This is a genomic window from Humibacter antri, from assembly GCF_054777235.1.
Genome location: NZ_BAAHAW010000040.1, coordinates 46,234 through 56,468, shown reverse-complemented (window position 1 = coordinate 56,468; position 10,235 = coordinate 46,234). Strand labels below are relative to the sequence as shown.

12 protein-coding genes are annotated in these 10,235 nt (G+C 67.4%); 7 read left to right on the top strand and 5 right to left on the bottom strand.

Annotated elements, in window-relative coordinates:
• Positions 1 to 321 precede the first annotated feature (321 nt).
• On the top strand, positions 322 to 2,631 hold the full coding sequence (gene rho, locus ACYVDK_RS15430; protein ID WP_460523330.1) for a transcription termination factor Rho: 2,310 nt from the start codon (positions 322 to 324) through the stop codon (positions 2,629 to 2,631).
• A 106-nt stretch (positions 2,632 to 2,737) separates the two neighbouring features.
• A complete protein-coding gene (gene prfA, locus ACYVDK_RS15425) occupies positions 2,738 to 3,814 on the top strand; it encodes a peptide chain release factor 1 (RefSeq protein WP_460523328.1) in 1,077 nt (358 codons plus the stop codon).
• A 13-nt stretch (positions 3,815 to 3,827) separates the two neighbouring features.
• On the opposite strand, the gene ACYVDK_RS15420 is transcribed toward prfA, so the two are convergent.
• The 3 genes from ACYVDK_RS15420 to ACYVDK_RS15410 are packed head-to-tail and all read right to left on the bottom strand — an operon-like array spanning position 3,828 to position 5,559.
• Complete coding sequence (locus ACYVDK_RS15420) at positions 3,828 to 4,262, bottom strand: type II toxin-antitoxin system VapC family toxin (RefSeq protein ID WP_460523326.1); 435 nt, start codon at positions 4,260 to 4,262, stop codon at positions 3,828 to 3,830.
• A complete protein-coding gene (locus tag ACYVDK_RS15415) occupies positions 4,189 to 4,554 on the bottom strand; it encodes a FitA-like ribbon-helix-helix domain-containing protein (RefSeq protein WP_460523324.1) in 366 nt (121 codons plus the stop codon). The genes ACYVDK_RS15420 and ACYVDK_RS15415 overlap by 74 nt, the downstream gene beginning before the upstream one ends.
• A gap of 57 nt (positions 4,555 to 4,611) precedes the next feature.
• Positions 4,612 to 5,559: an NADP-dependent oxidoreductase gene (locus ACYVDK_RS15410; protein ID WP_460523322.1), complete on the bottom strand. Its 948-nt coding sequence runs from the start codon at positions 5,557 to 5,559 to the stop codon at positions 4,612 to 4,614.
• A gap of 101 nt (positions 5,560 to 5,660) precedes the next feature.
• On the opposite strand from ACYVDK_RS15410, the gene ACYVDK_RS15405 reads away from it, so the two are divergent.
• The 5 genes from ACYVDK_RS15405 to ACYVDK_RS15385 all read left to right on the top strand — a co-directional run bounded on the left by ACYVDK_RS15405 (position 5,661) and on the right by ACYVDK_RS15385 (position 8,582).
• The gene (locus ACYVDK_RS15405; RefSeq protein WP_460523320.1) at positions 5,661 to 6,215 is read left to right on the top strand and encodes a TetR/AcrR family transcriptional regulator; all 555 of its coding nucleotides are present in this window, start codon (positions 5,661 to 5,663) and stop codon (positions 6,213 to 6,215) included.
• A gap of 496 nt (positions 6,216 to 6,711) precedes the next feature.
• Positions 6,712 to 7,302: a DnaJ family domain-containing protein gene (locus tag ACYVDK_RS15400; RefSeq protein WP_460523318.1), complete on the top strand. Its 591-nt coding sequence runs from the start codon at positions 6,712 to 6,714 to the stop codon at positions 7,300 to 7,302.
• Between the two features lie 41 nt (positions 7,303 to 7,343).
• Positions 7,344 to 7,679, top strand: a complete 336-nt coding sequence (locus ACYVDK_RS15395; protein ID WP_460523316.1) for a hypothetical protein — start codon at positions 7,344 to 7,346, stop codon at positions 7,677 to 7,679.
• A 211-nt stretch (positions 7,680 to 7,890) separates the two neighbouring features.
• Positions 7,891 to 8,148 carry a hypothetical protein gene (locus ACYVDK_RS15390; RefSeq protein ID WP_460523314.1) on the top strand — a complete coding sequence of 86 codons (258 nt, stop codon included), beginning with the start codon at positions 7,891 to 7,893 and terminating at the stop codon, positions 8,146 to 8,148.
• Complete coding sequence (locus ACYVDK_RS15385; RefSeq protein ID WP_460523312.1) at positions 8,145 to 8,582, top strand: YybH family protein; 438 nt, start codon at positions 8,145 to 8,147, stop codon at positions 8,580 to 8,582. The genes ACYVDK_RS15390 and ACYVDK_RS15385 overlap by 4 nt, the downstream gene beginning before the upstream one ends.
• A gap of 23 nt (positions 8,583 to 8,605) precedes the next feature.
• Here ACYVDK_RS15385 and epsC read toward each other — a convergent pair whose 3' ends face one another.
• Together epsC and cysK are read right to left on the bottom strand one after the other, a co-directional pair.
• Complete coding sequence (gene epsC / locus ACYVDK_RS15380; protein ID WP_460523310.1) at positions 8,606 to 9,193, bottom strand: serine O-acetyltransferase; 588 nt, start codon at positions 9,191 to 9,193, stop codon at positions 8,606 to 8,608.
• A 10-nt stretch (positions 9,194 to 9,203) separates the two neighbouring features.
• Positions 9,204 to 10,142 carry a PLP-dependent cysteine synthase family protein gene (cysK, locus tag ACYVDK_RS15375; protein ID WP_460523308.1) on the bottom strand — a complete coding sequence of 313 codons (939 nt, stop codon included), beginning with the start codon at positions 10,140 to 10,142 and terminating at the stop codon, positions 9,204 to 9,206.
• Between the last annotated feature and the right edge of the window lie 93 nt (positions 10,143 to 10,235).

The following is a 10,235-nucleotide window of genomic DNA, read 5'->3' as shown; positions in this document are numbered from 1 at the left end:
TGATCAGATAGGCATTCTCCGTTTAACTCGCCGACCTCAACTCACCACCCATCGGTGGATCCGGGCTTAGATGAGTCTCGACGGATGGCCGAGGGAGCATGCCGGTGATGGTAGACTGGCCGCACCAGCCAGACGACGCGAGTTCAAAGCGAATCTGGTGTTCGGGTGAAAATCTTGTAACTCATTGCTGTCGTTGCCTGCCCGAAACCGCGTAGTGGTCCCCGACGCACGCGATCGAAACACGTTTCGTAACGGCCATCACACGACACGCACCCCGGGCGAGGCGTTTCTATGCCCGCCGGAGGAAAGGAATCCTCTTCAGTGACTGATGTCAACCTCCACGCCGATGGCGTGGACTCCACAACGGACTTGTCGGCTCTGCGCGTTCCGCAGCTGCAGTCGCTCGCCACGAGCCTCGGCATCGCCGGCGCGGCCAGACTGCGCAAGGGCGAGCTCGTCGCCGCCATCGAGGCGGCACGCTCGGCGGGCGGCGAGACCGACGCCCCGACACTCGACGGCGTCGCCGTCCAGCCCGAGCGACCCGCAGCGAGCGGAGACGCGGATGTCTCTTCTCGACCGGCCGGCGACGCCCCTGCCGACCAGCAGCAGGTTGCGGCTCGGCAGGGTGAGACTCGGGCCGACGAGCAGCAGCCTAACGAGCAGCAGCCTAACGAGCAGCAGCCGAACGAGCCGCAGGGCGAGTTCAGCGCGGCCGAGGCCGAGGCGGCGCTCCAGGCCGCACTCGATCTTCAGACTCCACCCGCTCGCACGCGCCGCGGTTCGCGCCGGGTGACGAGTGTGGACGGTGGTCGCACGGTATCCGCCGCCACTCATGTGAGCGCGGGCGAAGCGGGTGTGCCCGGCCTGGGCGGCGAAGCCGACGCCGAACGGGTCGACACTCAGCCGAGCGAGTCGCAGTCGGGCGAGGCCCGGTCAGGCGGCGGGGCCCGGTCAGGCGGCGGGGCCCAGTCAGGCGGCGGGACACAGTCACGCGGCAGGGCGCAGGACGGCGAGCAGCGCGACGAGCGCGACGTGACGGCCGGTGCGGGCGGCGCATCCGAGCGGGCCGAGCGGCCGGCGGAAGGTGCCGACTCCGGCGCCGGTGAGCAGGGCGTGGGTGACGGTCAGTCATCCGACGACGGCCAGCGCGAGCAGTCGCGTCAGGGGCGCCGTAACCGCGGCCGCAACAAGAGCCGGCGCGGAGATGGCGACCAGAACGGCCAGCGTGAGCAGCAGAGCGACGGCGACCAGGGCCAGCCGAGCCAGGGCCAGCCGAGCCAGGGCCAGCAGCAGAAGCAGCAGCAGCAGAAGCAGAGCGGCCAGCAGAACCAGCAGAAGCAGAGCGGCCAGGCTCAGGACGACGAGCGCGGCGGACGCAGTCGGTACCGCGATCGCAAGCGGCGCGGCGGAGCATCCGATGACATCGAGCCCGAGATCCTCGAAGACGACGTGCTCATTCCTGTGGCGGGCATCCTCGACGTGCTCGACAACTACGCGTTCGTGCGCACCAGCGGCTACCTGCCGGGCCCGAGCGACGTCTACGTCTCGCTCGGCCAGGTCAAGAAGTACAACCTGCGCAAGGGCGACGCGGTGGTGGGAGCCATTCGTCAGCCCCGTGATGGCGAGAACGCCGGCCGTCAGAAGTACAACGCGCTGGTGAAGGTGGACTCGATCAACGGCCAGAGCATCGACGAGGCCGTGAACCGCGTGGAGTTCACGAAGCTCACGCCGCTGTACCCGCAGGAGCGGCTGCGGCTCGAGACCGAGCCGACCAAGCTCACCCAGCGCATCATCGACCTCGTCGCCCCGATCGGCAAGGGCCAGCGCGGACTGATCGTGGCGCCGCCGAAGGCCGGCAAGACGATCGTGATGCAGCAGATCGCCAACGCGATCACCACGAACAACCCCGAGGTGCACCTCATGGTCGTTCTCGTGGACGAGCGGCCCGAAGAGGTCACCGACATGCAGCGCACGGTCAAGGGCGAGGTCATCGCGTCGACGTTCGACCGTCCCGCCGAGGACCACACCACGGTCGCCGAGCTGGCAATCGAGCGTGCGAAGCGTCTTGTCGAGCTGGGTCACGACGTGGTCGTGCTGCTCGACTCGATCACGCGCCTGAGCCGCGCGTACAACCTGGCGGCACCGGCATCCGGCCGCATCCTCTCCGGCGGAGTGGATGCCTCGGCCCTGTACCCGCCGAAGCGCTTCTTCGGCGCCGCGCGCAACATCGAGCACGGTGGGTCGTTGACCATACTGGCCACCGCGCTGATCGAGACCGGATCCAAGATGGACGAGGTGATCTTCGAGGAGTTCAAGGGAACCGGCAACTCCGAGCTGCGTCTCTCGCGCCAGCTGGCGGACAAGCGCATCTTCCCGGCAGTCGATGTGAACGCATCCGGCACCCGTCGCGAAGAGATGCTGATGAGCGCAGACGAGGTCAAGATCACCTGGAAGCTGCGTCGCGCCCTCGCCGGCCTCGATCAGCAGCAGGCGCTCGAAGTGGTGCTCGGCAAGCTCAAGGAGACCAGCTCCAACGTCGAGTTCCTCGTGCAGATGCAGAAGTCGATGCCTGCGCCCTCCGGCGGGCACGCGGTCGCACACTCGCACGCGCACGAGAACGACCACCGCTAGCTCCACGAATCGCCCATCGCGGCACGCTCGCCCGCTCGGCGCGCATGCCTGCGGTGGGCGTTCTTCGTAGACGTCGTCATCCGCCACGATCACCGGGAAGCACGAAGTGTTCGATTCCGTTCAGACCCTGCTCGATGAGCACGAGCAGCTACAGGAGCAGCTGGCCGATCCGGCGTTGCATGCGGACCCGGCGCGCGCCAAGAAGGTCAATCGGCGCTACGCGCAGTTGAGCCAGATCAGGGCCGCATACGAGTCGTGGCAGCGTCTGGGCGACGACCTGGGCGCCGCACGCGAGCTCGCCAAAGAGGACGACGCCTTCGCAGAGGAGGTGCCGGCCCTCGAGGAGTCGCTGGGCGCCGCACAGGAGAAGCTGCGTCGCCTGCTCATCCCGCGGGATCCGGACGACGGCCGCGACGTGATCATGGAGATCAAGGGCGGCGCAGGGGGAGCGGAGTCGGCGCTCTTCGCGGCCGACCTGCTGCGCATGTACCTGCACTACGCCGAGTCGAAGGGCTACAAGACCGAGATCCTGGAGCACGACGACACCGACCTCGGCGGGTACACGAACGTGCAGGTGGCGATCAAGGGCAACTCGTCCGACCCCGCCGAGGGCCCGTGGGCGCACCTGAAGTACGAGGGCGGCGTGCACCGTGTGCAGCGTGTTCCCGTTACGGAGTCGCAGGGCCGCATCCAGACCTCGACCGCCGGCGTACTGGTCTTCCCCGAAGTGGACGAGCCGGAAGAGATCGACATCAACCCGAACGACCTCCGTATCGACGTGTTCCGCTCGTCGGGACCTGGCGGGCAGTCGGTGAACACGACGGACTCCGCGGTGCGCATCACGCACGTGCCGACGGGCATCGTGGTGTCGATGCAGAACGAGAAGTCGCAGATCCAGAATCGCGAAGCGGGAATGCGCGTGCTGCGGGCACGCCTGCTCGCGAAGCAGCAGGAGGAGCTGGATGCCGCGGCTTCCGACGCGCGCAAGTCGCAGATTCGCGGGATGGACCGCTCCGAGCGCATCCGAACGTACAACTTTCCCGAGAATCGCATCGCAGACCACCGCACCGGGTACAAGGCGTACAACCTCGATGCGGTCATGAACGGGGCACTCGACCCGGTGATCGACTCGGCGATCCAGGCCGACGAAGAGGCGCAGTTGTCGGCGCTCGGCGAGGAGTGAGACCCTCGCCGCGCTATTCAGGGACGATCACGCGGCACCAGCGCCGCGCCATTCGCGCGAGCCGCAGGTCTGTCGTGACGAGCGGAGCGCCGAGGGCCTCGGCGAGTGCCACATAGCTGGCGTCATAGGCGGTCATGTCCTGACGGAAGCGCCACATGGCATGAAGCAGCCGGTGGGCGTCGTGCCGCTGGATGTCCGCTTCCAGGAAGCTGTCCAGTACCTCGCGCGCCTCGGAGGGCGTGATCCTGCCCCCGCGCACGTTTCCGCGGAGTGCGTGCAAGAACTCGTAGTCGAGCAACGTGGGCGCATGTAGGGCAGATGTAGCCCATCTCCCGATCGGCGCTCCGAAGGCGAGCCAGTCGAACAGGATGGAGTTATCCAGAACAATCCGGGAACTCTTCGAGGAACTTGCGTCGGCGTTCGGGCCAGTCGGTGCTGAAGATGCCATGTGGCCCGTAGACCCCGTCTTCTCCGAAGAGTTCCTCATCGCGTTCCGCTCTCCCTCGTCGCGTGATCTCGGTGGAATCGAGCCGCGATCCGTGTAGCCGTTCCGGGATGCCCGCAGCAATGGCCCTGTTCCGGGCATCGTCGAAGATCTCGGCGTTGCTGCGATACTTCACGAGCTCGGCGAGCTGTCCCGCCACATAGTCCGAGAGAGACATGCCGGCCTCGCGTGCCCGCTTCTTCAGCTTGGCGTGCACGTCGTCCGGGAGATTCCGCACCTGCAACATGACTGGCATCTTCTCTGGCTACATGTGCACCACATGCGCGAATCGGCGAATCTGTGGATAAGCGGCTCAGGGAATGAGCACGATCTTTCCGTGCGGGGCGCGAGAAAGGCTGAGCTCCACTGCGGAGCGCCAGTCCTCGAGCGGGAAAGTGCGCCCGATGGGAAGGCGGAACTCGCCCTTGGCCGCCTTCGCTGCGTATGCGGCGGTCGGGTCGTACGACGGCCAGCCCCGAGCCTGCAGCATGTCGAGGTTCACTCGTGCGCCGAGCCCCCTCGCGTCATCGTGGTTGCTGACCGTCACGACGTTCTCGGGGTCGCGCACAGTTTCGATCAAGGTCGGGATGATTCCGGCGACGGGTGGAGCCGCATCCAGAACCAGGTCAACGGGACCTGCGGCGAACTCGCGTACCCGGTCGACCATGCCGTCGCCATATCGCGTGACGCGTGCGCCGAAACCGGCGAGGTCGGCTTCGAAGGTGGGCCCGGCGGTCGCGATGACGTTCGCACCGCGATCGCGAGCGACCTGCACCGCGGCATAACCGACCATGGAGCCCGCGCCGTGGATGAGCAGGGTGGTGTTCGATTCGACGCCCATCGCATCGATGGTCCATACGGCGGTCTGCACGACCATGGGCAACGTTGCGGCGTGGATGAGGTCGAGGCCGTCGGGAACCTGTGTCCAGGAGCGCAGGATCGCCACGTCAGCGGCTCCGGCGCTCGGTTGACCCGCGAAGTCGGCGGAGCCGACGACCAGGTCGCCGATCGCGACATCGGTCACGTTCTCGCCGACGGCATCCACTCGTCCCGCGACGTCGCAGCCGACGCCGCGCGGCAGGGAGCCGGCCATGAATCCTCGACAGATCTGCCAATCAGCGGGGTTGAGGCCCGTCGCCGCCACCTGCACTCGAACCCGGTCGGCGGGCGGGTCCGCAACCTCGGCGACTTCGTGACGGAGCACGTCGAGCGGCTCGCCGTGCTGGTAGAAGCGGAGAACGCGGGAGGTGGTGCTGGACATGGCTGACTCCTGACTCGATTCATGATGCGCTCGACCTAGCGACAGTCACTGACGCTACCACGTTGTGACAGTCGCTGACGCATCAGCGTTATGATCGACGTATGCCTCGGAGCGGTGCGGATGCGCGGAGACGACTGCGCGAGGCCGCGCTCGAGCTCTATCGAGAACGCGGCTTCGACGCGACGACCACGGCGCAGATCGCGGCTCGGGCGGGAGTGACCGAACGCACCTACTTCCGCCACTTCGCCGACAAACGGGAAGTGCTGTTCGACGGAGAGGCCGAACTCCGCGACACCATCGTGAGCGCGATCGAGGCGGCCCACTCTGGAGAGTCTCCGCTGACGGTGCTGAGCCAGGCATTCATCGCAAGCGTCCCGCTGTTCGTCGCAGGCCGACAGGTCGCAGTGTCGCGTCAGTCGATCATCGACGTCACGCCCGCCTTGCAAGAGCGTGCACACGCTAAGACGGCTGCGCTCGTGGGATCGATCGCGTCGGCCCTGCCGGTGCGCGGCATGTCTGCGAGTTCTGCGGCAGTGGCTGCCCAAATCGGAATGGCCGCGTTCCGGCAGGCCCTCGCCGACTGGGACGGGACATCCGCCGCGGAACTCGAGCGACTCATCCGCACCACCGTCGACGAGGTGCGGGCGCTGGACTGATATGTGAGTGTCAAGTGGGCAGGGTGAAGCGCCCGTCGGGCTGGCCGGCCTGGCGGGCGCTTCGTCGTTCGCTTGGGGTGTGTCGGGGGCGCGGCGTGTCTGGTGACGCGTGGTCAGTCTGACGCGTCCAGCCCCCGGGCTCGGGCCTTAAGCGGATGCGCCGCGTGATCGCGCTACCGCTTCCTGGGGATGTCAGCACGAGAGATCAGAGCCGCCGCCGGAACCGTTTGGCTACACGAATCGGCATTCGCTACACGATCGCGCGGGCGGATGCGCTGCACAAATCGGCATCCGCGCTACGAATCGGCATCCGCGCCAGAACACTCGTGTAGCGGATGCCGGTTGGTGTAGCGCATCCGACTATCGCTCGGCCGTGCAGCGGCTCACCGTTCGATACGGTTGAGGTGGCCCAACGCACTGAGCGAGTCAGGGAAGATCCGATTGCCACGCTGCGGACGGCGGCCGTTTGCTGTTCGTTCGTGGGGGAGGTTCCACGATGACCGAGGATCCGAGGATCGCCGCAGCCCGGTACGAATACCGGCGTCGCCAGACCAGCAGTGGGTCCGATCGCTCTGAGAGCCGCGATCCCGACAACGACGTGCAGGCGAGCGCGAGCGTCGGCGAGGATCTGCAGACGGCCATGGTCGAGACTCAGCTGCAGCAGGCCATTCGCCGTGGCGAGTTCGACAACCTGCCTGGTGCAGGCAAGCCGCTGCCTGGCCTCGGCAGTCCTCATGATGAAGATTGGTGGATCCGCCGCAAGATCGAGACGGAGCAGCTGCGTGGGCTCGGCCCGGCCGCGCTGACGCTCCGCGTTGAGAACGCCGAGCTCGATGACCGCCTCGACGGACTCGCCCGTGAGCCCGAGGTGCGCGAAGCTCTGGAGGATTTCAACCGCCGTGTGATCGAGGCGCGCCGGCAACTCCAGGGCGGTCCGCCGGTGGTCACTCCGACTCGGGACATCGGCCGCGACGTGGCCGCGTGGCGAGAACGCCGAGAGAACAGACGGAACGCTGATCGCACGGCGCGGGAGACAGTTGAAGCGGCGAACAGAGCGTCGCGATGGCGTTGGCGGCGACGTGGGTGACGTTCTCGTCGCCGACGGGCGCCGACGATAGGCTGCGGAGGATGACTGGAGGCGACATGGGAGGGATCGGCGGTGTGCTGCTGACCTGGCTCGTCGTCGCCGACACCTGGATGCGCACGACGGTGCACGCGGAGCCCACCGCCCTTACCGTCGTCGCACTGGTCGTGGCCGTCGGCGTTCTCGCGATCGGCGTCGCGGTCGCGGTGCGTGTCGTGCTCAGCGCGATCCCGAGCGTTCGGCACGGTGCCGCCTGTCTGCGGCCGCGCGCTCGTGCCGGCTCGGCGCGAACCAGGCAGCCCGCGACCCTTCGTGTCGGCGGGCGCGGGGCAAGAGCTCCCGGGGCGCGGACCAGACCCGCTGCGAGCCTCGGCGTCTAGCGATCGGCATCCGATCAGCCCCTTTCCGGGCAGGGTGCTTCCGCGATTGCTCGGCTCCAGCGGGGTCAGCCGAACCCGTAACCCGACGCCTGGAGCTGTCATACCCATTCCGTCTTCTTCTGCTAGTGCCCGCGCAACCGCAATGCCGCGACATCGTCTGCCGCGGCGCGTGCGGCTCACCGTCCTCCTCGGCCGTCGCCAGGTGCGTCGCATGAGGATGCACCTCGCCCTGTTCAGCGGATGGGTGTGGGTCGCGGCTGGATCCCTCGTCGGCTTCGAGGTGCTGGAGCTCCTGCTCGGCGGACTGATCGCCGTGCCCGAAGCACTGCCGATCGTGCTGCTCGCGCTGGCCATCGTCTGGTACTTCAGGCGAGGCATCCGGCGGCTCGTCGCTCGCATCGTCGACGGGGCGCGCACCCGACGTGCTTCAGTGAGAGGCACGACGCAACGAGAGGACGATCGGGTATGACGCACCATGAGCAGCACGAGGCCGAGCTTCGGCAGCACATCACACACATCATCGAAGCCATCGGCGCGAAAGACGTGGACGCACTTCGGCGGCTGTACGCCGGCGACGTCGTCTCGTTCGACGTCGAGCCGCCGCTGCAGCACGTCGGAATCGACGCCAAGCTGCGCAACTGGGTCAAGGCGTTCGCCGTCTTCGACCGGCTCGCCTACGAGGTGCGCGATCTGCAGTTCGAGGTGGGCGACGACGTCGCCTTCGGGCACGGCTTCGGACGCCTCAGCGGCGTGTTGCGCAACGGAACACGCACGCCAGGCATGTGGGTGCGCGTCTCCTACGGATTCCGCAGGATCGGAGGCGAGTGGTCCCTCGTGCACGACCACGTCTCAGTGCCGTTCGATGTCACGACCGGCAGAGGTGTCGCGGACCTCGCCCCCTGAACCGCAGCGACGCGCACCGTGTGTCAGATGTAGATGCCCGGGTCGAGCCAGGCCTCATCGGCAACCGTCTGCGAGAGGCGATGCGGGGCATCCTGCGGTCGCGCATGCGCCGGGATGCCCACCAGCACGGAATCGGCCGGCGCCGACCTCACGACGACCGCGTTCGCACCCACCACCGACCTGGCACCGATGACGATGTCTCCCAGCACCTGCGCACCCGCCCCGACCACGACACCGGCGCCCAGCGTCGGATGCCGCTTGCCGCGACCGCGGGACTTTCCACCCAGCGTCACGCCGTGGTACAGCATCACGTCGTCGCCCACGACGGCGGTCTCTCCGATCACCACACCCATGCCGTGATCGATGAAGAACCGCCGGCCGATGCGGGCACCCGGGTGGATCTCGATTCCGGTCAGAAATCGCGCGAGCTGCGACAACAGGCGAGCGGGCAGCTTCAGGCCGGGGGAGCACCACCAGCGGTGCGCGATGCGGTGAAGCCAGATCGCGTGCAGGCCGGAGTACGACAGCACGATCTCGACAGCCCCTCGCGCTGCCGGGTCGTGGCGCCTCGCGGCCGCGATGTCTTCGCGCATCCGCGACAGCACGCTCATCGGGGCGAGCTCAGTCCTGCAGATCCTGGTACAGCACGGTCGACACGTAGCGCTCGCCGAAGTCGGGTACAACGACCACGATCGTCTTGCCCGCGTTCTCCTCCCGCTTCGCCACCTGCACGGCCGCGTGCACGGCGGCGCCCGACGAGATGCCGCCCAGGATGCCCTCTTCCGCTGCGAGCCTGCGCGCCATCACGATCGCGGCATCCGAATTCACGTCGACCACCTCGTCGTAGATCGACATGTCGAGCACCTCGGGCACGAAGTTCGCGCCGAGGCCCTGGATCTTGTGCGGGCCGGGCGCTCCGCCGTTCAAGATGGCCGACTCCTCAGGCTCGACGGCGACGATGCGGATGTCCGGCTTCTGCTCGCGAAGGAAGCGTCCCGCCCCGGTGATGGTTCCGCCCGTTCCGATCCCGGAAACCAGCACGTCGACAACGCCGTCGGTGTCCGCCCAGATCTCGGGACCCGTGGTCGCGTGGTGGATCTCGGGGTTCGCCGCGTTCGCGAACTGCTGCGCCCAGATGGCGTTGTCGGTGTTCGCGACGATCTCCTGCGCCTTCTCGACCGCGCCGCGCATTCCCTCGGAGCCGGGCGTCAGCAGCACCTCTGCGCCGAACGCGCGCAGCACGACGCGGCGCTCCTTGCTGGCGGTCTCCGGCATCGTGATGATCAGTTTGTATCCGCGGGCGGCGGCCACGAACGCCAGCGCGATGCCGGTGTTGCCGCTTGTCGATTCCACGATCGTTCCACCCGGTTTCAGCGCACCCGCCCGCTCCGCCGCGTCGATGATGGCCACCCCGATGCGGTCCTTGACACTGGCCGCCGGGCTGTAGAATTCGAGCTTCGCCAGCACCGTGGCATCCGCACCGTCAGTGACGCGGTTCAACCGCACGAGGGGGGTGCCGCCGACCACTTGGGTGATGTCGGTGTAGATCTTGCCGGTCATGGGTTACGCCTTTCGAGTAACGTTCGGAAGCCTCGTAGCGCGCGGCCGCCGATAACGAGCCACCTCGCATCCTGTCGCAGCCTATTCTTGACG

Bases quoted from the DNA above. Each gene is read 5' to 3' on its own strand.
- ACYVDK_RS15385 (WP_460523312.1), top strand. From the start codon at position 8,145: ATGACGCACCATGAGCAGCACGAGGCCGAGCTTCGGCAGCACATCACA.
- cysK (WP_460523308.1), bottom strand. From the start codon at position 10,142: ATGACCGGCAAGATCTACACCGACATCACCCAAGTGGTCGGCGGCACC.
- ACYVDK_RS15405 (WP_460523320.1), top strand. From the start codon at position 5,661: ATGCCTCGGAGCGGTGCGGATGCGCGGAGACGACTGCGCGAGGCCGCG.
- ACYVDK_RS15390 (WP_460523314.1), top strand. From the start codon at position 7,891: ATGAGGATGCACCTCGCCCTGTTCAGCGGATGGGTGTGGGTCGCGGCT.
- ACYVDK_RS15400 (WP_460523318.1), top strand. From the start codon at position 6,712: ATGACCGAGGATCCGAGGATCGCCGCAGCCCGGTACGAATACCGGCGT.
- ACYVDK_RS15415 (WP_460523324.1), bottom strand. From the start codon at position 4,554: ATGCCAGTCATGTTGCAGGTGCGGAATCTCCCGGACGACGTGCACGCC.
- ACYVDK_RS15410 (WP_460523322.1), bottom strand. From the start codon at position 5,559: ATGTCCAGCACCACCTCCCGCGTTCTCCGCTTCTACCAGCACGGCGAG.
- ACYVDK_RS15420 (WP_460523326.1), bottom strand. From the start codon at position 4,262: ATGGCATCTTCAGCACCGACTGGCCCGAACGCCGACGCAAGTTCCTCG.
- ACYVDK_RS15395 (WP_460523316.1), top strand. From the start codon at position 7,344: ATGACTGGAGGCGACATGGGAGGGATCGGCGGTGTGCTGCTGACCTGG.
- epsC (WP_460523310.1), bottom strand. From the start codon at position 9,193: ATGAGCGTGCTGTCGCGGATGCGCGAAGACATCGCGGCCGCGAGGCGC.